Consider the following 21112-nt stretch of genomic DNA (forward strand, 5'->3'; position numbering starts at 1 on the left):
CTGCTCCCGCCCCGACGAAGAAGGCCCGCTTCCCCATGACGATCTGGATCGCGATCGGCATCATCGCGTTGCTCGTGGTGATCGCCGTGATGGCCGGCAATTTGCGCAAGACGAAGACCAACGATCCCACGTGGCAGGCGCAGCAGGCCGCCGCGCTCGCCGAGCGCAAGGCGGCGGGCTGGCAGGAGCTCGAGGGCGGGCTGCTCTGGCGCCGCATCGCCGGCGACGGCTCGGGCAAGCACCCGACCGTGGCGGACACGGTGAAGCTCAACTACGAAGGCAAGCTGGTCGACGGCACGGTGTTCGACAGCTCGTGGAAGCGGGGGGAACCGGCGAGCTTCCCGCTCGCGGGGCTGATCGAGGCGTGGAAGCTCGCGCTGCCCAAGGCGGGCGTGGGCGACACGATCGAGATCGCGGTGCCCGCCGCGCTCGGCTATGGCGACCAGGGCGCCGGCCCGATCCCCGGCGGGGCGACCCTGCTGTTCAAGATCGAGCTGCTCGGGATCGAATAGGCCGAGGCCGCCTCCCATCGGCCGTCATCCCGGCGAAAGCCGGGGTCCAGGGCAGCAGGGCCATGTCGCTTGTGACTCTGCGTCCCGGCTTTCGCCGGGATGACGATTCATGGGGTGGTTGACGCGGGCGCGGGCTCATTCGAAAGAAGCGCCATGCTTCGCCCTATCCTCGCCGCTCTGGCGCTCGCCCTTCCGTTCCCCGCATTCGCGCAGGACGCACCGCCCGTCGACCATTCGCAGGACCTCGCCTGGCAGAACCAGCAGGTGCTCGCAGTCGTCGGCCTCAAGGCGAGCGAGGGCTGGCACTGGCTCGGCCAGATGCGCTGGCGCCGGATCGAGGGCGACGGCACCGGCGCGCATCCCAAGCCGACCGACACGGTGACGATCCATTATGCCGGCACGCTGACCGACGGCACCGAGTTCGATTCGAGCTGGAAGCGCGGCGAGCCCGCGACCTTCCCGCTGCCGCGGCTGATCAAGGCCTGGCAGATGGCCGTGCCGATGGCCGGCGTGGGCGACACGATCGAGATCGCGATTCCTTCCGACCTCGGCTACGGTCCCAAGGGCAAGGGGCCGATCCCGGGCAATGCGACGCTGTTCTTCAAGATCAAGCTGTTCGGCATCGAACCGGCGCAGTGAACCCGCGCCGAGATCGATTGCCCCTTTTCAATATTCGGACGGTTTGAGAGAGCCGCGCGGCGGGATTGCTCGGGCTCTACCGCTACTGAGCCAAATCGTTTCTCGTGCGTTGCGAAGTGCATGAAGACGCTGTGGTTCATCACCAATCCGGGCTCGGGCTCCACCACCAAGGCCAAGTGCGACGCGATCGAGGCCGTGTTCGCCGAGCGCGGACTCGTGCTGGCGGGCCGCACCGAGTTTCCCGAACGGCCGCTCCCTGAAGGCGCCGAGCTCGACGCGGCGGGAGTCGACACGGTCGTGCTGTTCGCGGGCGACGGCACGATCAACGCCGCGCTCTCGGCGCTCGGTGGGTGGAGCGGTGCCTTCCTGATCCTGCCCGGCGGCACGATGAACCTGCTCGCCAAGGCACTCCACGGCAATGCCGATCCCGCCGCGATCCTTCATGCCGCGCACGAAGCCGGCCGGCGCGTCGCGCTGCCCTTCGTCGAAGCGGGCGAGCATCGCGCCTTCGTCGGACTGATCCTGGGGCCCGCCACGGCCTGGGTGCGGGCACGCGAAGCGGTTCGCAAGGGCAAGGTAGGTCGAGTGGTGCAGGCTGCGCGTGTCGCCTGGCAGCGGACCTTCGGCAGCAAGGGCATCCGCATCGCCGGCGCCCGGGCGCTGCGCGACCGCTACCAGGCGGTGTATGTCACCGCCGACCGCGATGGCCTGGACGTCGCCGCGATCGATGCGCGCGACTGGCGTTCGATCGCGCGGCTCGGCTGGGACTGGCTCACCGGCGACTGGGTCGCGGCGCAGGCGGTCACCCAGACGCACGCCGACGAGATCAGCCCGCAGGGAACCCGGCCGGTGCTTGCCTTGTTCGATGGCGAGCCGGTGATGCTCGATCCCGGCACGCGCATCCGCGGCGGGATGAGTGGGAAGTCGTTCCTCAGTACGCTGGAGGACCCATGATCCGGCTGTTCCACGTCAGCGACGTCCATTTCGGCGCCGAGGACCGGGCCGCGCTCGATTGGTTCGCCGCCGCGGTGCGCGACGAGGCGCCCGACGCGGTGGTGATGACCGGCGACCTGACGATGCGCGCGCGCCACCATGAGTTCGCCGCGGCGACCGACTGGCTCAAGGGGCTGGGCGTGCCGTTGACGGTCGAGGTCGGCAATCACGACCTGCCTTATTTCAACCCCTGGGCGCGCTTCGTGACGCCCTATCGCCGCTACCAGGCGCTCGAACGGCTGATCGAGCGCCCGCTCGACCTGAAGGGCGTGACGATCGTCCCGCTCAAGACCACGGCGCGCTTCCAGTGGCGACTCAACTGGTCGAAGGGCCGGGTGAGCACGCGCTCGCTGCAAGAGGCGCTGGCGCTGGTCGAGGCGGCGCCGAAGGACGGGCTGGTGCTCGTCGCCTGCCATCATCCGCTGGTCGAGGCAGGCACGCGCGGCACCGCGGATACGCGGCACGGGCGCGAGGCACTCGCGGCGCTGGCGGCGGCGGGGGCAGACGCGGTGCTGACGGGGCATGTCCACGATCCGTTCGACATCGCGCATGCGGTGGACGGGCGCGAGGTGCGGCTGATCGGCGCGGGGACGCTTTCCGAGCGGGTGCGCGCGGAGCCGCCGTCGTTCAACGAAATCCGGATCGAGGACCGGCAGTTTCAGACGGTGGCACGGATCATGGATGCCGACATGCCGGCCATCCCTCTCCACGACTGAGAGGAAAAGGCGACCTCAGCGCAGCCGCGTGCCGACCAGCGTGCCCTTGGTCCCGGCCTGGATCAGCTGGAAGTCGAAGTTGGGCCAGCGCTTGCGCCAGCGCCGCGCCACCACGCGCTCGCCCGGCCTCGCGGCATCGTCGAGCATCACCCGGCCGCCGATGGGCAGGCGATCGAACAGGCTTTCCGCCGCACCGCGGACATAGGGGTGGATCGCCCAGGGTGGGCCGTCGACGAGCAGCAGGTCGATCTCGCCGGGCAGCGGGCCATGGTCGTACCACACGCCCGGCCAACCCATCGGCGAGCGCTTGAACGGCGTCGCGCGCAGGTCGGCGTCGACGCCGTTCTCGCGCAGCCATTGCCGCGTCGCCTCGACGAAGCCGGCATGCTGGTCGCAGCTCACCAGCCGCCCGCCGCCGTTGCGCTGGAGCGCTCGCGCGACGACGAGGCTCGAGGCGCCGGCGCCGAGCTCGACCACGGCGCGCGGCCGCGCCGCTTCGATATGGTCGACGAGCAGATGGAGGAAGCCCGTGTCGGCCTTCCAGCTGCCGAGATGCGGCAGCGCGTCGGGCGCGAGATCGAGCCGCGCGAGCAGCGCCTGCTTGGCTTCGCGGCTGCCGCCCGAGAGGCTGCGCACCAGCCAGGGCCAGCCGATCGCGCCATAGACGAGGACATGGACCAAGTCGGAAGCGGTCCGCCGCGAGTCCGCGGGCAGGACGCTGTCGTCCATCAGCGGCATGAACGGCGTGATCTCGCGTGACGTCATCGAACAACTCTCCCCCGGTACGCGGGACGGCCCTCCAAGGCTGACACCAACGCGCGACCATAATCTTTGTTTGCGGCGCTCCTTGGACCGCGCCGTTCGCGCGCCGTCAAGCGGGCTTCTCCTCGCCGAACGCGATCGGATTCCCGTCGAGGGCCAGGATCATCGGGTGGATGCGGTAGATGTTCGTCATGGTCTGTCCCTTGCGCGCAAAGCGTCGCAACGGAGCTGGGCGGGATGACGGCTATTGACAGCGAGCCCCGCACATCGCATATTTCTGTCATGACAGAAATTACCGACAATGCGATCGACTTGGGCCCCGCGGTGCAGCAGTTCGTGCTGCACTGGGGCGAGATGGGCAGCCAATGGGGCGTGAACCGCTCGGTCGCGCAGATCCATGCGCTGCTCTACCTCAGCGACCGCCCGCTCAACGCGGAGGAGATCAGCGAGACGCTGAAGATCGCGCGGAGCAACACCTCGAACAGCCTCAAGGAGCTCCTGGGCTGGAAGCTGATCCGCCGCGCGCCGGTGATGGGCGATCGCCGCGACCATTATGAGGCGGAGACCGACCTCTGGCAGATGCTCACGCGCATTGCGCAGGGCCGCAAGGAGCGCGAGATCGATCCCGCGGTCGCCGCGCTCGGACTGTGCATGGCCGAGGCGCAGGGCGACAAAAGGCTCTCGCCGGTGGCGCGCGAGCGGATCGGGGCGATGCACAGCTTCGTCGTCGCGATGGACGATTGGTACCAGCAGATGATCGCGATCCCGCCCAGCCGGCTGATGATGCTGGTGGCGATGGGGCGGCGCGTGCTCGCTTTCCTGCCGAAGGGCAAGGGCGAGAAATAGACGGGAGGCGGCAATGGCCAGGGCAGTCGAATGGTGGGGAGAGCCGGTCCGCCGGCGGTGCGCACAATGGCAGCGCGTCTCGGCCGAGCCGATCGCCGCCGACGCCGCGCCCTTCCGCCGGCTGCTCGGCGAGGCGCGCTGGGTCGGGCTTCCCGAGGCGACCCGCCGCCGCTTCGCCCGCCACGTCGGGGCGCACGCCTGTGTGAGCTATGTCGGCGAAGTCGCCGAATGCCGGATGAGCATGCTCGGATGGCTGCTCGCCCAGGCGGGGCGGCTGGTCGGCGCGCCGCTGCCGCTCAGCCGCGACACCGGCGTGGCGGCGAGCGTGAGCGTCACCGGCGACATCGACGGCACCGCGCAATATTGGACGCGGCAATATGGCCGTGCACATGGTTTTCCACAGGTTATCCACAGCGCGAAGCGCTTCGCGGGGCCGACGGGGATCGAGGAATATCTGGGGCTGGGCCTCGGCATCGCGCTGATGCTCGACGTGCAGGACGCCAGCCTGATCTTCGCGAGTGACCATTATTTCTGGAAGTTGGGTGGCCTGCGGCTGCGCGTGCCCGCCTGGGCGGCGCCGGGCCGGCTGGTGATCGGCCATGTCGACCTGGGCGAGGGCCGCTTCGCCTTCACGCTCGACCTGGTCCATCCCTGGTTCGGCGAGCTGGTGCATCAATTGGCGCTGTTCGCCGATTGCGAGCCGGAGGAGGCGAAGTGACGAAGCGGCGCGAGGGACTGGGCGTATTCGCCGCCCTCTTCGCCGGGCCGCTCGTGCTTGCGCTGAAGACTGCCGCGGACGCCATTCCCAGCGAGCGGCTGGCGGTTCAACTGCCGAACTGGATGGTGCTGTCGATGCTGATCGGCGTGCCGGTTGCCTTTGCGCATCTCTTCATCGGCATCGGCGTCTATTGGCAGCTCGTCCAGCGCTGGCGGCTGAGGTGGTGGAGCGCCGCACTCGGCGGTGCGCTGGTCGGCGGTATCCCGATCCCGGCGCTGTTCTTCGGGGTCGCCATCATACAGGGATCGAGCACGGACGGCATCGGCGGGATGGCGCTGAACCTCGGCCTAGCCGGGCTGGCCTCGGGCTTGGCCTTCTGGCTGTTCGCGCGCGGCGACGAGGCGCCGGCATGAGTCGCATCCTGGTCATCGGCGGCTATGGCGGCTTCGGCGCGCGGCTGGCGCGGCGGCTGCTGGCGAGCGGGCATGAGGTGCTCGTCGCGGGGCGGAGCATGGCGAAGGCGGCAGCCTTCTGCGAGGCGCACGCGGGCGCGACGCCGCTGGTCGCGGATCGCAACAGCGGGATCGGCCTCGTCATGGCGCGCGAGCGGCCGGACCTGGTGATCGATGCCGCGGGTCCCTTCCAGGGCAGCGGCACCACCGTGCCCGAGGCATGCATCGCGATGCGCATCCCCTACCTCGACCTCGCCGATGCGCGCGGCTTCGTCACCGGGATCGGCGCGCTCGACCGGATGGCGAAGGCTGCGGGGGTGCCGGCGATCTCGGGTGCGTCGAGCGTGCCGGCGCTGTCGGGCGCGGTGTCGCGGCGGCTGGCGGCGGGACTCGACGCGGTCGAGCGCGTCGAGATGGCGATCAGCGCGTCGAACCGCGCAAGTGCCGGGGAGTCGGTCGCCGCGGCGATCCTGAGCTATGTCGGCAGGCCGGTGCGGCTGTGGCGCGGCAAGCGCTGGGACGTGGCGCATGGCTGGCAGGCGATGCGGCGCGAGGCGTTCCAGCTCGGCGATGGCAGCGGGCTCGGCGGACGGCTGACCGGGATCGCCGACGTGCCTGACCTCGATATCGCGCCCGCGATGCTGCCGGGGCGGCCGTCGGTGGTGTTCCGCGCGGGCACCGAGCTGGGTCTGCAGATGCGCGCGCTTTGGCTGGCGAGCTGGCCGGTGCGCTGGGGGTGGATGGCGTCGCTCGAGCCGGCGCGGCGCTGGCTGATGCCGCTCTACCGGACGATGCTGCGGCTGGGCGGCGACCGCTCGGCGATGCATGTGACGCTCGTCGGGCGCGCCGGCGGGCGCGATGTCGAGCGCCGCTGGACCCTGGTCGCGCGCAACGGCGACGGGCCCGAGATCCCGACGCTGGCGGCGCAGCTGCTCGCCGAGGCGATCCTCGCCGGCCGCGTGGCGCCGGGCGCGCGGCACGGCTGGGGCGAACTCGAGCTCGAAGCGTTCGAGCCGCTCTTCGCCGGCCTCGCGATCCGCCACGAGACCGTGGAGCGCGAATTGTCTCCGCCGCTCTACGCTCGCGTGCTAGGCGACGCCTTTGACGCGCTGCCGCCCGCAGTGCGCGCGGTGCACGATTTCGTCGCCGATGGGGGCGCGACGGGCGAGGGGAGCGTCGCGCGGGGCAGCAAGCTGCTCGCCCGGCTGCTCGCCGCGGCCATGAGGATGCCGCCCGCGGGCCATTACCCGCTCGAGGTGAGCTTCGAAGGCTGCGCCGAGGGCGAGCGCTGGACGCGCCGCTTCGGCCCGTACCGGTTCCTGAGCGTGCTGAGCGGCCGGGCGGGCCAGGTGATCGAGCGCTTCGGCCCGCTGCGCTTCCACTTCGACCTGCCCGCCGATCGCGAGGGGCTGCGCATGGTCTCGCGCGGCTGGAGCGCGTTCGGCATCCCGATGCCGCGCGGGCTCGGGCCCCGCATCGCCGCGCGCGAATGGCAGGAAGGCGAACGGTTCCGCTTCGACGTCGCGGTGGCGATGCCGCTGATCGGGCCGGTGGTCGCCTATGCCGGCTGGCTCGCGCCTTCGCCCGGCGGAGCGGCGGCTCAGCGCAGCCAGCGCGCCATGGCCGGATAGGCCGGCAGCCCGAGCGCTTTCGCCTGGCCTCGCGCGGCCGTCATCCCCCAGAGCTGAAGCATCGGCACGCCCGGCGGGAGGGCGCCCGCCATCGCCTCGACCAGATAGCCGCCCCCGCCCTGATAGCCCTGGTCGTGGAGCACCAGCGCGGGTTCGATCCCCGCTGCCAGCGCCGCGGCATAGGACCAGGCGATCGCGGCCATCTCCTCGGCCGGGTCCGAGGGGATTTCGCCGAGCGTCGGGCGCAGCGCCGGATCGGTCACGGCGATATGCCCCGCCTCGTGGAGCAGGTCGCCGGGGTAGGGGAGCGCGGGATCGAAGATCAGCCCGCCGCTTCGGATGGTCGCGCCGGGGAGCAGTGAAGACTCGTCCACTGGTTCGATCGAGACGGAAATGCCGATCGCGCCGAGGAAGGCGAGGATTCGTTCGATCTGGGGTGGAAGCGCCGCCATCGCCCCAGCCTAGCGAAGCGCGCCCAAAGGAAAAGGGCGGCCCGTCGCCGGACCGCCCCTTCGCTTGCCTGTCGGCAGGATCAGCGCTTCGAGAACTGGAAGCTGCGGCGGGCCTTCGCCTTGCCGTACTTCTTGCGCTCGACCGTGCGGCTGTCGCGGGTCAGGAAGCCGGCCTGCTTCACCGAGGTGCGCAGCTTGGGCTCGTACTTCGACAGCGCCTGGGCGATGCCGTGCTTGACCGCGCCGGCCTGGCCCGAAAGCCCCCCGCCCTTGACGGTGCACACCACGTCATATTGGCCCTCGCGCTCGGCGACGCCGAACGGCTGGTTGATGACGAGACGCAGCGTCGGACGCGCGAAATAGACTTCCTGGTCGCGGCCGTTGATCGTGATCTTGCCCGAGCCGGGCTTGAGCCACACGCGGGCGACGGCGTCCTTGCGGCGGCCGGTCGCATAGGCGCGGCCGAACTTGTCGAGCTCCTGCTGGCGCAGCGGCGCGGTCTCGACCACTTCGGCGCCCGAGAGATAGGCGTCGGCGCTGGTCGCGGCGGCGGCCGCAGGCGCGTCGCCGCCCTGGGTCAGCGAGCCGAGATCGGAAAGGGACTGGCGATTGTCGGTCATTACGCGCCCACCTTGTTCTTGCGGTTCATCGCCGCGATATCGAGGACTTCGGGGTTCTGGGCTTCGTGCGGATGCTCCGAACCGGCGTAGATGCGCAGGTTGCGCATCTGCTGGCGGCCGAGCGGGCCGCGCGGGATCATGCGCTCCACGGCCTTCTCGAGCACGCGCTCGGGAAAGCGGCCCTCGAGCACCTTGGCCGCGGTCACTTCCTTGATGCCGCCGGCATAGCCGGTGTGCTTGTAGTAGACCTTGTTCGCCAGCTTCTTGCCGGTGAAGCGGATCTTGTCCGCGTTGATGACGATGACATTGTCACCGCAATCGACGTGCGGGGTGAAGCTCGTCTTGTGCTTGCCGCGCAGCACGTTGGCGATGATCGTCGCCGCGCGACCGACCACCAGGCCGTCGGCATCGACGATGTGCCACTTCTTCTCCACGTCCGCCGGCTTGACCGACTTGGTGGTCTTCATCAGCGCCTTCATGGAGCCGGACCTTTCGTTGAAATGCAGACGCGCCAGCCTCCCGGCCAGCGCGGACCGCGGGCGTTTGGCGAATCGTGCCCCGAAAGTCAAGCAAATGCGCGGCTTTGCTGACGGGTATCAGGATACCAGTGGCGTTTCGGGCTGGTCCTCGGGATGCATTTCGGGGCTTTGGCCGCGGCGGCGCATCTGGCGGACGCCCAGCAGCGTCACCGCCGCGATATTGGCGAGCCAGAGCGCGTTGAGGACCAGGTTGAAGCCGAGGACGCCCTTGGTCGTCGAAAAATGGAAGAAGGGGACGATCGCCGCGACGAGGACCGCCTGCACGCAGATCATCGGCGTTTCCCACCGCACCCAGCCCATCGCCCGGTTCATGTTGCCGAGCCCATGCGCCACCACCTGCAGGCTCGCCGCGCCGAGGCAGAGCAGCAGGGGCTCCGCCAGTCCGGCATAGTGGTTGCCGAGGAGGATGAGGAACAGGCCCGGGACCATCCACGCGACGAACAGCAGGGCCGAGCAGAAGCCGCCGATCGCCGCCACCGTCACCAGCGCGGTCCGCAGCGCGTGCCGGTCGTCGGCGATGTTCACGATCCGCGGGATGATCACATTCGCCATGATCGCGCTCAAGGTGACGAAGATCGCGCCGAGTCGGCCGAGCGCGAAGGTCTGGGCGATCACGATGGCGCCCCCGCTCAGCGTCGCCAGCCAATAGACGAGGATGTCCTGCGTGGCGAAGAAGATCGTCGAGGGCGTGGTGGGTATGATGTAGCGGACCACTTGCCGCACGGCGTCCCGGGTCGCGTGCCCCCGCGAGCGGAACGCCGGGTCGAGCCGCGGCTGCACGATCGAGAGCGTGACCAGCGCGGCGATCCCGAGCGAGATCAGCGGGAACCAGGCGTGCTGCAGGGCCAGCGCGAAGGCGGCGAGGGCCAGGCTTGCTCGCGTGACTGCGCCCGAGAGATCGGCGAGATAGGCTCGCCGCAGGTCCCCGCTCAGCCGCAGCGCGGCGACGGACATCGCCATGAGGATCTGGGTCCAGGCCAGCGCGAGCGCGAGCGGCGCGATCGAGAGCGCGGCGGTCCAGTCGCCGCTCTCGCGATGGACCAGCCAGGCGAGGACGCCGCCGCCGATCGAGCCCGTGAAGGCGAACAGCACCAGCCGGACGCGCTTGATCGCGGCATAATGTTCGGCGAAGGGCGCGCCGCCGGTCACCTGGTGGCGCCAGAAATAGCTGGTCGAGGCCATCAGCCCGAGGTCGCTCGAGACCGACACGAAGCCGACCGTGGCGATGCACAGGCCGAAGATCGCATATTGATGCGGCGGCAGGAGGTGGACGAACGAGAAGGTCGTGATCGCACCCAGCCCCTGGACCGCGAGGTTCGCGATCGTCTGCTCCGCGATCTGCCGGGCGAGCCGCGAGCGCAGCATACGCGCGGCGTGCGATGGCCGGATCGGCATCAATCCATCCCGGGCCGGCCTGCGCGCGGCATGGTCAGCCTCGCCGCTCGATCATCATGTCGCCGAGCACCAGCACGTCCATCCTGGTGCGCAGGAAGCATTCGAGGGCTTCCTCGGGGCGGCAGACCACCGGCTCATTCTCGTTGAACGAGGTGTTGAGCACCATCGGCACGCCGGTCTCCGCCTCGAACGCCTCGATCAGGCGGAAATAGCGCGGGTTGGTGTCCGCATGGACGGTCTGGAGGCGGCCCGAGCCGTCGACATGGCAGACCGCGGGGATCTTCGCGCGCTGCTCCTCGCGGATCTGGAAGACCTGCATCATGAAGGGGACGTCGTCGACTTCCTCGAACCAGTCGCCGGTCGCGCGGTCGAGGATCGACGGCGCGAAGGGGCGGAAGCTTTCGCGGCGCTTGATCTTGAGGTTGAGGATGTCCTTCATGTCGGCGCGGCGCGGATCGCCGAGGATCGAGCGGTTGCCGAGCGCGCGCGGCCCCCATTCCATCCGGCCCTGGTACCAGCCGATCACCAGCCCCTGCGCGACCGCGTGCGCGGTGCGGCGGCAGAGTTCGGCTTCGTCGCTCACCCGCTCGATCGTGCATCCCGCGGCGCGGATCTCGGCCTCGCGCGCGGCGAGGAGCGCATCGATCTCGGCGTCGCTCGCGCCCGGGCCCCAATAGGCATGGTCCATCACGAAGCTGCGCGGCTTGCCGAGCCCGTGCCAATGCGCGAACGCCGCGCCGATCGCGCCGCCCGCATCGCCGGCCGCCGACTGGACGTAGACGTGCTGGTAGGGCGTGCGCCGCCGCACCTTGCCGTTTGCCACCGAATTCGCCGCGCAGCCGCCGGCGAGGGTGAGCGCCTTGGCGCCGTGGCGCGGCTGGATCGTGTCGAGCAGGTTGAAGAAGGCTTCCTCGTACATCGCCTGGACCGATCGGGCGATGTCGTGGTGGTATTTGCTCAGCGGCTCGTCCTTGCCGCGGCGCGGGCCCAGCAGATCGAGCAGCTTGGGCGAGAAGGGATCGCTCATCACCGGATTGCCGTCGGTCCACTGATAAGTGACGCCCTCCTTGTGATGCGTGAAATAGGAGAGGTCGAGCGCGAAGCTACCGTCCGGCTTGAGCTTGACGATCTCGCGCATCTTGTCGAGCTGGCTGGGCTCGCCGTAGGGCGCGAGGCCCATCACCTTGTACTCGTCGCCATAGTTGGGGAAGCCGAGGTAGCGCGTCATCGCTTCGTAGAAGATGCCGAGCGAATGCGGGAAATGGACGCGCCCTTCGATCGCGATGTCGCGGCCCTTGCCGAGCCCCCAGGCGGCGCTGCCGAAGTCGCCGAAGCCATCGACCGAGACGACGCTCGCTTCCTCGAAGGGTGAGACGTGGAAGGCCGAGGAAAGGTGCGCGAGGTGGTGCTCGATGGGCACGACGTCGCCCTTGAACGGCTCGCCCGGGAAGGCCTCGGCGAGATAGTCGGCGATGCTCTTGCGCTCGCGGCGGTTCTTGAGCCGGTCGAGGATCAGCTTCGGGCTCGGCCGCGTCTGGATCACGAAGGCGAGGCGGCGCAGCATGTTGGCGCGCCCGTCCTGGTTGACCGCGATCGCATCGACGTCGGCGAGCGTCACGCCAGCCTCGTCGAGGCAGTAGCGGATCGACTGCGAGGGGAAGCCCGCCCAATGCTTGACCCGACGGAAGCGCTCCTCCTCCGCGGCCGCGACCAGTTTGCCGTCGCGCACGAGGCAGGCCGAGGAATCGCCGTGGAAGGCGTTGAGGCCGAGGATGATCAAGCAACCGACTCCATGGGTGACGCTGGGAGGATTTGGGATGCCCCGGGGGGAGGCCCCGGGCTTTATACACATAATGTTGCGTTGCGAAGGGGTTCGGGACGGAGGCGGCCCGTCGCCATCTCGGGTATCAGCCGGGCTCGACTCCCAGCTTCCACGAAAAGTTCCGACAGCCCGAGCGGATCCAGCTCGCGACCCGCTCGACGAAGTAGGAGAGCGGCAGCGAGATCGCCCAGACCAGGAGGATGCCGACGGGGAAGGGCAGCCGAGCGAGGAAGCTGCTCCAATGCACGACCACCAGCTCGTTGTGGATGAAATAGAGCTCGAGCGAGCAGCCGCCGATCAGCAGTACCGCCCAACGGAAGAGGAAGCTCCGGTTCATCAGCCGCTCGACCCCCAGGGAAGCGGCGAGGCGGAACAGCAGCCAGCATTGCACCCCGATCACCGCGAACAGCAGCGGGAAGAGGCCGCGCAGCGCGTCGCGGCTGAACCCCATCTTGAGCACGACATAGGCGGCGAGCAGCACCAGCGACAGGATCAGGTCGCGGCGGAAGGCATCGCGCGACGGCAGGTGAAAGGCGAACCACGCGCCGAGCAGCATCATCTGGAAATTGGCGACGCGCCAGAGGATCACGCCCATCGTTCCGCCCGCCTCCGGGATGTCCTTGCCGAACTGCCAGAGCTGCGACCAGAGGATCGCGAAGGGGATGCAGAGCGCGGCGATGCTCCACAGAAGCCAGCTGGGCTTGCGCGCCAGCAGGAGGAGGTAGAGCGGGATATAGTCGAGCATCAGCGGCGCGACGAAGGTGTTCTTGGTCGGATAGACGAAGTTATCGAAATAGTCCGAAACGGGATGCGGCGCCGGATACCAGTCGATCAGCGTCACCGGGATCATGACCAGCCACAGGCTGGGATAGATGCGGATGAAGCGCCGCCAATAATAGTCGGGGAAGGAACGCACCTTGTGGCGAAAGCTCATCCCGATGCCGAGCCCCGCCGCGAAGAAGAAGATCGCATAGCCGAGCAGCCCGTCGCCGCCGAAGGCGGGGTGGGGCCAATAATCCTTGAGGTGCGAATTGACCACGAAGATCATGCCCACGCACAGGATGAAGCGCGTGTTGACCGGCAGGCGCTCGGGTCGGTCGGGCTCGGGCGGCGTGCTGGCGGTCATGCGGCCCGTCTGCCCAAGCCGGCCCGGCTTGCCAAGTCGCGCATTCCATTTCCGCGCCGCATGTGTTTGAAGGGCCCGACGCTTGCGGGCACGAGGACTCGATGATCGAATTGCAAACGCCGCGAGGGCTGCCGGTCGCCGTGCCGGAGACGCTCGGGGAGGACGTGTCGCCGCGCTTCGCGCCCGACCAGGCCGCGGCGATCCGCGCCTATTACGACGAGAACGGCTATGTCATCGTCAAGGGCCTGATCGAGCCCGCGACGTGCGATGCCGTCCGCGCGCTGTGGGACAGCGAGGTCAAGCCGTACAAGGGCTTCATGTACCGCCAGGCCACCGCCAAGGCCGAGCGCCACGTCGTCAACGAGAACGGCTGGGTGATGAACCCGGTGCTCAACCTCCAAAGCGTCGACCCCAGGGGCCTCGGCCGCTTCCGCGACGCGGCGACGCAGCGGGTCCTGACCCACCCCGGCCTCGTCCGGGTGTTCAGCGCGCTGCTCGGCGACTCGCCCAAGCTCGTCCAGTCGATGTATTTCGAAGGCAATTCAGCCACCTGGGAGCATCAGGACAGCTATTATCTCGACTCGGTCAACGTCGGCACCATGGCCGCCGCCTGGGTAGCGATGGAGGACATCCACGCCCGCGCCGGTCGCTTCTTCATCTGCCCGCGCTCGCACAAGCTCCAGGTCGCCGAGCACGGCTTCGCCAACAACATCGCCGACAATCACGAGGAATATATCCAGTCGGTGGTCCGCAAGATTCGCGAACTCGGCTATGAGATCCGCGCGCCCAAGCTCGACAAGGGCGACGTGCTGTTCTGGAATGCCTGGACGATCCACGGCTCGCTCGACAGCCAGGACGCCGAGCATTCGCGCTCGTCGATCACCGCGCACATGATCGCGGCGCGCGACAATTTCCTCCAGCTCCAGATGCGCGAGCACGTGCTGCCGACGACCGAGGTCAATGGCGTCCAGGTCTTCCGCCCGAAGGACCTGAGCAGCGGCGCGAACCGCTCGATCCTCTGGGTCGAGTCGACCTTCCCCAAGGCCTTCTACGCCGTGAAGCGCGCCGCGGTCCGCTCGGTCGCCAAGCGAAAGAAGGCGTGAGCCGTCCGGGGGAGGCGATGCGGATCGTGATGTGCGCCACGTCGTTCCTGCCGTTCGTCGGCGGGCTCGAGATCGTGTCGGACATGGTCGCGCATGCGCTCGCCGCGGCGGGGCACGACGTGACCGTGCTGACGCTCGAGAACGGACCCGCCATGCCCGAGCGCGGCTATCGGCTGGTCCGCAGGCCGGGGTTCGGTACGGCGCTCCGCGTGCTGCGCGCGGCGGATGTCGTGGTGATGCAGAACGTGGGGCTCAAGATGCTGCCGCCGGTGCTGCTTTCGGGCACGCCCCTGGTGGTGTGGCACCACAGCGAGCTCGGTGATGGCGTCGACCGCCACGCGATGCGGAAGCGCTGGGTGATGCGCCATCTCGTCGCCGCCAACCTCGGCTGCAGCGACTATGTGACCGCGAACCTTCCCGACGACCGCCCGCGCGCGACGCTGTGCAGCCCCTACGACCCCGAGCGGATGTTCGAGGAACCCGGCGTGGTGCGTGACGGCGAACTGGTGATGCTCGGCCGGCTGGTGAGCGACAAGGGCTTCGACGTGGCGCTGCGGGCGCTGGCGCTGCCGGGCGGGCCGCTCGGCGATGCCCGCGTGACGATCGTCGGCGACGGCCCCGAGCGCGTGCTGCTGGAAGCCCTTGTCGTCGAACTGGGGATCGCGGAGCGCGTGACCTTCGCCGGCCGGCTCGGCGGCGGCGCGCTGCGCCACGCGCTCAATGCGCACAAGGTGCTTGTGGTGCCTTCGGTCTGGCAGGAGCCGTTCGGGATCGTCGCGCTCGAAGGGCTGGCGTGCGGCTGCTCGGTGGTGGTCTCGGCCGCGGGCGGACTGCCCCAGGCGGGCGGGCCGACCGCGCGCACCTTCCGGCCGGGCGACCCCGAGGATGCCGCGCGCGCGATCGCCGAGGCGCTCGCCGCTCCGCGCGATCCTGCCCCCGAAGCGCGTCTCGCGCATCTCGCCGCGCAGCGCGCCGATGCCGTCGCAGCGCGGCTCGTCGCCCTGATCGCGCCCCATGCGCGCAAGCCCGCGCGAAAGGCCGCCTGATGCTCGACCGGATCACGCCCGTCCTCCTGACGATGAACGAGGCGCCCAACATCATTCGCACGCTCGCGCGGCTCGACTGGGCGCGCGACATCGTCGTGGTCGACAGCGGCAGCACCGACGCGACGCTGGAGCTGCTCGCGGCGAACCCGCGCGTGCGGATCTTCCACCGTGCGTTCGACACGCACGCCGGGCAGTGGCGTTTCGCAGTGGAGGAGACGCGGATCGCGACCGACTGGGTGCTGCGGATGGACGCCGACTATCTCGTCACGCCCGAGCTTCGGGGCGAGCTCGCGGCGCTGGAGCCGCCCGCCGGGGTCGACGCGTACCGCGTCCGCTTCGGCTATGCGATGTATGGCCACCCGCTGCTCGCCTCGCTCTACCCGGCGAACACCGTGCTGTTCCGCCGCGGCAAGGCCGAGGTGTTCGACAAGGGCCATACCGAAGGCTGGCGCATCGCCGGACCGGTGGGCGAGCTCGAGGGTCGCATCGTCCATGACGACCGCAAGCCGATGAGCGGCTGGGTCGGCTCGCAGCTGCGCTACATGCAGCGCGAGCTGCCGCACATGAAGGCGTCGGGCGGGATGAAGGCGTGGTTGCGCCGGCATCCGCCGCTGATGCCGGTGGTGACCTTCCTCTACGTGCTGTTCGGCCGCGGGCTGATCTTCAACGGGCGCGCCGGGATGTTCTACGCGCTCCAGCGGTTGCTCGCCGAGACGATGCTGTCGCTGCTGGTGATCGAGGAGCGGATGAAGGACGAAGAGCGGGATTAGGATCCCATCCCCGTTTTGCTCAGGCGTTGGTCGAGCGTATTGCCCGATACGCCGCCACCATCCGCTCGGCGATGGGCTTCCAGCCATATTGCTCGGCCGCAGCGCGGCGGCCGGCCCGGGCGCAGGCGGCGGCGCGGTCGGGCTGGCGGACGAGTTGGGCGAGCGCCGCGCCGAGGCTGAGCGCCTCGGGCATCGCGAGCAACCCCGATTGCGTCTCGCGCACCACCGTCGCCGCCCCGGCGTGCTTGCTGCACACCACCGGCACCCCGCGCGCCATCGCCTCGAGCACGGTGTTGCCGAAATTCTCGTTGGTCGACGGCAGGCAGAAGATCGACGCGCCAGTGAACAGCGCTTCCTTGTCCGCGCCGTCGACGCTGCGCGCGATCAGCGAGAGCCGGTCGCCGAGCGCCGCGCCGTCGAGCGTCGCGGCATAGGCTTCGTCGTTGCCCGCGATAACGAGGCGGAGGCTCGGGACTTCGGCCATCGCGTCGATCAGCGCCTGGAGGTTCTTCTTCCAGTTGAGCCGGCCAAGGTAGAGGACATAGGGCCCTTTCGCGATCTCCGCCGCAACGTCGGTGGCGGGCCGATCCATCGCCGCGGAGGGGGGATCGACGCCGTTGGGAATCTCGACGATCGCCCGGGCGGTGAAGCCCATCCCGGCGAAGTCGCTGGCTTCCTGCTGCGAGGTGACGTGGAGCGCGGCCGCCCCGGCGATCGTCCGGCGCTCGAACAGCGCGAGCCAGGCGCGTTTCACAGGGCCCGACTTGGCGGCGATCAGGCCCTTCACCAGCATGCCGCGCGGCGAAAGCACATAGGGAACGCCCGCCCGGCGGGCCGCCCGCGCGGCGGCGAGGGTAGGCCAGAGGAACACCGAGTGGAGGTGGACGACGTCGAACTCGCCCGCCCGCTCGGCCAGCGCCCGGGCCATCGCCGGTGCGCGGAACAGCCGGCGCGGGCTGCCGACCGCGAAGTAATGGACCTTGACCCCGTCGAGCACGGCCGGCCGGTCGAGCGGCACGTCCGATACCCCCGGCCCGTCGGCGTTGGTGGTGAAGACATGGACCTCGTGCCCCAGCGCCGCTTCACCCGCCGCCAGCCCGTGCACCGACCAGATCGGCCCCCCGTAGCGCACCGCGGGGAAGTAGCTCGGGACGACGTGGAGAATCCTCATGCCCAGCGGCGCGCGAATATCTCGCGGATGTTGGCGCGGACCTGGCTGCGGTAGCGCGACCAGTCCGCGGTGGCGCCCGCATGCGCGGCGGCGGCAGACATTGCGCGGACGGCGTCGGGGTCGGCAGCGGCAGCCGCGAGCTGGGCGGCGAGCGCGCCGGCATCGCCGGCCGGGACGATATAGCCGCTCTCGCCCTGTCGGATCAGGTCCTTGGCGCCGACATGTTCGGAGACGAGCGCGGGCGTGCCCCCCGCCATCGCTTCGGCGACAACCATCCCGTAGGAATCGAAGCGCGAGGGGACGAGCAGCAGGTCCGAGGCGGCGAACAATGCGGGGAGCTGCTCCTGGGGCAGCTTGCCCAGCAGCGTTCCCAACGCCTCGAACCGGCGGACCAGCGCCGGATCGCCGCCGCCCGTGTCGGCCGCGACCTGGAGCGTGAAGTCCAGCCCCTGCGCGCGTACCCGCTCCAGCGCCTCGGCGAGCAGGTCCGCGCCTTTCTTGACGGTGAAGCGGCCGGCGAAGACCATGCGGAGCGGGCCCGCCGCCGCCGGCCGCGGCGCGCCGCTCGCGAAGCGCGCGAGATCGGCGCCGAGCCCGGCGACGAAGATGCGCTCCGCCGGCACGCCCGCCTCGACATAGCTCGCCTTCGCCATTTCCGAGCAGCAGAGGAGATAGTCGGCGAGCGCGATCTCCCGGTCCTTGCGCGCGTTGACCTGGGCCTGCAGCGCCGGATCGCCGAGGCTGTCGCCCATCGCCTGCTGGAAGCGATAGTGGACGTCGGCGGCGTCGAGGATCGTCAGCCTGCCGGCGGCGCGCGCCTGCTCGAACATCGCGAGCGTGCAATTCTCATAGCCGATGATCGCGTCCGCCGGGTCGCGCGCCAGGGCCCGGGCGATGCGGCGGTCGAAGCTGGCGTAGAAGCGATAGGCCTGGCGCTCGAAGCCCGGTCCCGGCTTCACCAGCCGCCGCGCCAGCGCATGGCCGAGCCGCTCCTGCGGGCGGAAGCGGAAGCGATCGCCGATCACCGCGCGGAGCTCGGCGCGCGGCGGCGTGCCGCAATAATAGTGCGAGAGCAGGTCTCCTTCCGCCAGCGCCGCGGCCAGCTGGTCGGCATATTGCTGCGAGGGGATCGCGACCGAAGCGCGGCGGCCGCCGCTCACGCGGCGGCTCCGGTCACCCCGGCCTTGCGCAGCGCCTCGCGTACGCCGGCGAGGCACTCGGCGAAGCCCCAATGCGCGATCCGCTCGCGGCTCGCGGCGCCCATCCGCGCGCGCAGCCCGGCATCGGCGGCGATCGTCGCGAGCGCGGCGGCGAGCGCATCGACGTCGCCGGCAGGGAACAGCGCACCGTTGACGCCGTCATGAACCAGATCGGGCACGCAGCCCACTTCGCGCGCGACCACCACCGGCAGGCCGGCGCACATCACTTCGTTGACGATCAGCCCCCACGGCTCGATCGACGAAGGCAGCACGAACAGCTCGCAGGCGGCGAAGACGCGCGGCAGGTCGCTCTGGTTGAAGAAGCCCGGGAAGTGGATGTTCGCGTCGCCGGCCTTCGCCGCCGTCGCGTGAAGCTCGGCTTCCATCTCGCCCGATCCGACCATCACCAGATGCGCGTCGATCCCTTGCGCCCGAAGCTTGAGGAAGGCGGCGAGCAGGTCGTCGGGATGTTTCCGGCGCTGGAACTTGGACGCGTAGAGGATCACGGGCGCTTCGTCGTGCACGCCGAGGCGCGCGCGCATCTCGCTGCGTTCCTCGGCCGTGATCCGCGAGGCGGCGGCGAAACGCTCGTTGTCGACCGAGTAGGGGACGATCGAGATCTTGCGATCGGGCACGCCCATCGCGCGGTAATAGTCGGCGTTGGCCGATCCGATCGCGAGCAGCCCGGCGCATTGGGCGTAAAGTGTCTGCATCAGCGGCCGCCGCAGCCCCGCCTTCGCCCCGGCGATCGGCAGGCCCAGATGCGTCTCGCCGCGCATGAACACCGGAATGCCCTTGGCGCGCGCGACGGCGACGGCGACGAGGCAGGCGGCATAGCCGTGCCCGTGCACCCAGACCGCGTCGTAGCGGTCGCGCGAGATCTCGCGCCAGAGCTCGGGCGCGACCATCGAGCTGAACCCGCTGGGCTCGGCGGTGCGCCACCGGCTGCCGACGAAGCGGGAAGTGTAGCCTTCGAGCAGGTCGATGTCCCAGGTGACGGTCTGGCCGAAGCCGGGATCGCGCGCGCCGCGCAGGCTGAAGTCCGAGAGGTAGAGCGCGGTGACGTCGAGATCCTCGGCCCGGTTGAGATAGGCGTAGAGCGGCGCGAAATATTGGATCGGGTGCGTGTTGAGCACGGCGATGCGGGTCGGCCCGCGCGATCCGGCGCTCACGCTGCGGCCATCCTCGGTTCGGAGTCGGGCAGCAGGTTGAGCTCGTGCAGCACCGCCAGTTCGCGCCGTTCGATCCGGTTCATCGCGACCGAAAGCCCGAGCAGCGACCAGAACATCACGCCGCCGGTCGGGTTGTTGACCGTGAACAGGAGGAAGTGCGGCAGCATGAAGCCGAGGGCGGCGCTGTGAAGCGCAACGAACAGCCTCGAGCGCGACTGCATGATGAACCGGCTGATGAGGACCACGGCATAGACCTTCAGTCCGTAGACGAGCGTGAAGCCCGCGAAGCCCAGGTCCTGCATGACGCGCGCGAATTCGCCTTCGAAGAAATTGCCCTGAAGCCAGTAGAAATCCGAGCCCGCGAGCGTAACCGCCGCGTTCGAATTCGAGCCGATGCCGAGGCCGAAGAGCGGCGTGACGTTATACGCCCGAATCGCTTCCGTGATCGGCGACACGAGCCGGTCGGATGCCGAGTCCGCGTTGTTGGCGCGGTAGAGGAAGGCCGAAGCCGCACCCGCCGCGATCCAGAGCGCGGAGATGCTGACGACCACGGTCCCGACCACCACGCGGAGCATGATCGTCGGCGAAAGCATGCCCTTGCCGCCCGCGATCAGCACAAGCAGGGGAGCCACCGCGAAGAAGGTGATGACCGGCGATCGCGAACCCGTGGTCAGCGTCGCGGCAACCGTCAGGACCATCGCCGCGCCGATCATCAGCGTCTCGCGGTTGCGCCCATAGGAATGGAGCAGCATGCTGGCGAAGAACGGCAGCATGAGCGTCAAATAGGTCGTGAAGCCGGAAAGATAGGAGAAGGTGCTCGATGTCCGCGCGCGGCCGACGGTGAACTCGCCCTGTCCCGCCTGGCCGAACACCGCGGCGACTTCCTCGCGCGCCGCATCGTGGCTCACGTAGAGATTCACCCAGGACGCCGGCGGCTGGGTGAACTGATAGAGCGCCAGCAAGCAGATCGGAAAGGCCAGCAGCGTCATCCACAGGATGACCTTGTGGATGTCCTGCCTCGTCCGGAACAGCTCGGGGATGACGAAGGCCAGCGGGACGTAGAGAAGGTAATTCTTCAATCCGTAGAGCGCGAGCGCTACCGAAGGCGAATTGGGGTTGAGCACCTCCAGCCCGCAATAGACGCAGACCACCAGAAAGAGATAGCCGAAGCCGCGCAGCCGTTCGGACGGCTGCACCAGGCTTCGCTCCGAAACGAAATAGCCGAGATAGGCAGCGAGCAGCACGCCGTCCTTGAGCAGCAGGATCGGTCCCTGGAACTGTGGCAGCACCCATTTGCGGACTGCGCCTTCGAACAGCAGCCAGACGAGCACGCCGACGACCACTGGCCGCCAGAAACGGGCGCCGATCGTGGCCAGCACGATGCCGACCGGGATGAAATAGAAGATCGGTGGCATCGGGGGGCTTCTG

At 69.3% G+C, this 21112-nt stretch carries 22 protein-coding genes; 11 read left to right on the top strand and 11 right to left on the bottom strand.

Annotated features, from left to right (window positions below; genetic code table 11):
* Positions 1 to 35 precede the first annotated feature (35 nt).
* The 4 genes from J7495_RS01035 (at position 36) to J7495_RS01050 (ending at position 2860) form a co-directional block, all read left to right on the top strand.
* Positions 36 to 512: an FKBP-type peptidyl-prolyl cis-trans isomerase gene (locus J7495_RS01035; protein ID WP_294054207.1), complete on the top strand. Its 477-nt coding sequence runs from the start codon at positions 36 to 38 to the stop codon at positions 510 to 512.
* Positions 513 to 665: 153 nt separating this feature from the next.
* The gene (locus J7495_RS01040; RefSeq protein WP_294054208.1) at positions 666 to 1151 is read left to right on the top strand and encodes an FKBP-type peptidyl-prolyl cis-trans isomerase; all 486 of its coding nucleotides are present in this window, start codon (positions 666 to 668) and stop codon (positions 1149 to 1151) included.
* 120 nt (positions 1152 to 1271) lie between these two features.
* Positions 1272 to 2105: a diacylglycerol kinase family protein gene (locus J7495_RS01045; protein ID WP_294054209.1), complete on the top strand. Its 834-nt coding sequence runs from the start codon at positions 1272 to 1274 to the stop codon at positions 2103 to 2105.
* Positions 2102 to 2860, top strand: a complete 759-nt coding sequence (locus J7495_RS01050) for a metallophosphoesterase (protein WP_294054210.1) — start codon at positions 2102 to 2104, stop codon at positions 2858 to 2860. The genes J7495_RS01045 and J7495_RS01050 overlap by 4 nt, the downstream gene beginning before the upstream one ends.
* A gap of 15 nt (positions 2861 to 2875) precedes the next feature.
* On the opposite strand, the gene J7495_RS01055 is transcribed toward J7495_RS01050, so the two are convergent.
* Complete coding sequence (locus J7495_RS01055; protein ID WP_294054211.1) at positions 2876 to 3625, bottom strand: class I SAM-dependent methyltransferase; 750 nt, start codon at positions 3623 to 3625, stop codon at positions 2876 to 2878.
* A gap of 279 nt (positions 3626 to 3904) precedes the next feature.
* Between J7495_RS01055 and J7495_RS01060 the strand changes: the two genes are divergently transcribed.
* The 4 genes from J7495_RS01060 to J7495_RS01075 are packed head-to-tail and all read left to right on the top strand — an operon-like array spanning position 3905 to position 7269.
* On the top strand, positions 3905 to 4468 hold the full coding sequence (locus J7495_RS01060; protein ID WP_294054212.1) for a MarR family transcriptional regulator: 564 nt from the start codon (positions 3905 to 3907) through the stop codon (positions 4466 to 4468).
* Positions 4469 to 4481: 13 nt separating this feature from the next.
* Positions 4482 to 5186 carry a DUF4166 domain-containing protein gene (locus J7495_RS01065; protein WP_294054213.1) on the top strand — a complete coding sequence of 235 codons (705 nt, stop codon included), beginning with the start codon at positions 4482 to 4484 and terminating at the stop codon, positions 5184 to 5186.
* Positions 5183 to 5599, top strand: a complete 417-nt coding sequence (locus J7495_RS01070; RefSeq protein ID WP_294054214.1) for a hypothetical protein — start codon at positions 5183 to 5185, stop codon at positions 5597 to 5599. The genes J7495_RS01065 and J7495_RS01070 overlap by 4 nt, the downstream gene beginning before the upstream one ends.
* A complete protein-coding gene (locus J7495_RS01075) occupies positions 5596 to 7269 on the top strand; it encodes an SDR family oxidoreductase (protein WP_294054215.1) in 1674 nt (557 codons plus the stop codon). The genes J7495_RS01070 and J7495_RS01075 overlap by 4 nt, the downstream gene beginning before the upstream one ends.
* Here the strand turns inward: J7495_RS01075 and J7495_RS01080 are convergent.
* From J7495_RS01080 to J7495_RS01105, 6 genes are all read right to left on the bottom strand, one after another.
* A complete protein-coding gene (locus J7495_RS01080; RefSeq protein WP_294054216.1) occupies positions 7239 to 7721 on the bottom strand; it encodes a hypothetical protein in 483 nt (160 codons plus the stop codon). The genes J7495_RS01075 and J7495_RS01080 overlap by 31 nt on opposite strands.
* Positions 7722 to 7801: 80 nt before the next feature.
* Entirely contained in the window at positions 7802 to 8341 is a 540-nt protein-coding gene (gene rpsI / locus J7495_RS01085) for a 30S ribosomal protein S9 (RefSeq protein WP_294054217.1), read from the bottom strand.
* A complete protein-coding gene (rplM, locus tag J7495_RS01090) occupies positions 8341 to 8820 on the bottom strand; it encodes a 50S ribosomal protein L13 (protein WP_294054218.1) in 480 nt (159 codons plus the stop codon). The genes rpsI and rplM overlap by 1 nt, the downstream gene beginning before the upstream one ends.
* A gap of 117 nt (positions 8821 to 8937) precedes the next feature.
* Entirely contained in the window at positions 8938 to 10275 is a 1338-nt protein-coding gene (locus J7495_RS01095) for a hypothetical protein (RefSeq protein WP_294054219.1), read from the bottom strand.
* A 34-nt stretch (positions 10276 to 10309) separates the two neighbouring features.
* On the bottom strand, positions 10310 to 12055 hold the full coding sequence (locus J7495_RS01100) for a carbamoyltransferase C-terminal domain-containing protein (RefSeq protein ID WP_294054220.1): 1746 nt from the start codon (positions 12053 to 12055) through the stop codon (positions 10310 to 10312).
* A 127-nt stretch (positions 12056 to 12182) separates the two neighbouring features.
* Positions 12183 to 13223, bottom strand: coding sequence for an acyltransferase (locus J7495_RS01105; RefSeq protein WP_294054221.1), 1041 nt, complete (start codon positions 13221 to 13223; stop codon positions 12183 to 12185).
* Positions 13224 to 13324: 101 nt separating this feature from the next.
* Between J7495_RS01105 and J7495_RS01110 the strand changes: the two genes are divergently transcribed.
* The 3 genes from J7495_RS01110 to J7495_RS01120 are packed head-to-tail and all read left to right on the top strand — an operon-like array spanning position 13325 to position 16142.
* Positions 13325 to 14326 (top strand): phytanoyl-CoA dioxygenase family protein, encoded by a 1002-nt coding sequence (locus tag J7495_RS01110; protein ID WP_294054222.1) that lies wholly within the window; start codon positions 13325 to 13327, stop codon positions 14324 to 14326.
* Positions 14323 to 15372: a glycosyltransferase family 4 protein gene (locus J7495_RS01115; RefSeq protein ID WP_294054223.1), complete on the top strand. Its 1050-nt coding sequence runs from the start codon at positions 14323 to 14325 to the stop codon at positions 15370 to 15372. The genes J7495_RS01110 and J7495_RS01115 overlap by 4 nt, the downstream gene beginning before the upstream one ends.
* A complete protein-coding gene (locus tag J7495_RS01120; RefSeq protein WP_294054224.1) occupies positions 15372 to 16142 on the top strand; it encodes a glycosyltransferase family 2 protein in 771 nt (256 codons plus the stop codon). The genes J7495_RS01115 and J7495_RS01120 overlap by 1 nt, the downstream gene beginning before the upstream one ends.
* A 19-nt stretch (positions 16143 to 16161) precedes the next feature.
* Here the strand turns inward: J7495_RS01120 and J7495_RS01125 are convergent, their stop codons facing one another.
* The 4 genes from J7495_RS01125 to J7495_RS01140 are packed head-to-tail and all read right to left on the bottom strand — an operon-like array spanning position 16162 to position 21099.
* The gene (locus tag J7495_RS01125; RefSeq protein WP_294054225.1) at positions 16162 to 17313 is read right to left on the bottom strand and encodes a glycosyltransferase; all 1152 of its coding nucleotides are present in this window, start codon (positions 17311 to 17313) and stop codon (positions 16162 to 16164) included.
* Entirely contained in the window at positions 17310 to 18473 is a 1164-nt protein-coding gene (locus J7495_RS01130) for a glycosyltransferase family 4 protein (protein ID WP_294054226.1), read from the bottom strand. The genes J7495_RS01125 and J7495_RS01130 overlap by 4 nt, the downstream gene beginning before the upstream one ends.
* Positions 18470 to 19684 (bottom strand): glycosyltransferase family 4 protein, encoded by a 1215-nt coding sequence (locus tag J7495_RS01135; protein ID WP_294054227.1) that lies wholly within the window; start codon positions 19682 to 19684, stop codon positions 18470 to 18472. The genes J7495_RS01130 and J7495_RS01135 overlap by 4 nt, the downstream gene beginning before the upstream one ends.
* Positions 19681 to 21099 (bottom strand): hypothetical protein, encoded by a 1419-nt coding sequence (locus J7495_RS01140; RefSeq protein ID WP_294054228.1) that lies wholly within the window; start codon positions 21097 to 21099, stop codon positions 19681 to 19683. The genes J7495_RS01135 and J7495_RS01140 overlap by 4 nt, the downstream gene beginning before the upstream one ends.
* Positions 21100 to 21112 lie beyond the last annotated feature (13 nt).

It is taken from the genome of Sphingomonas sp. (genome assembly GCF_017745215.1).
GTDB lineage: Bacteria > Pseudomonadota > Alphaproteobacteria > Sphingomonadales > Sphingomonadaceae > Sphingomonas.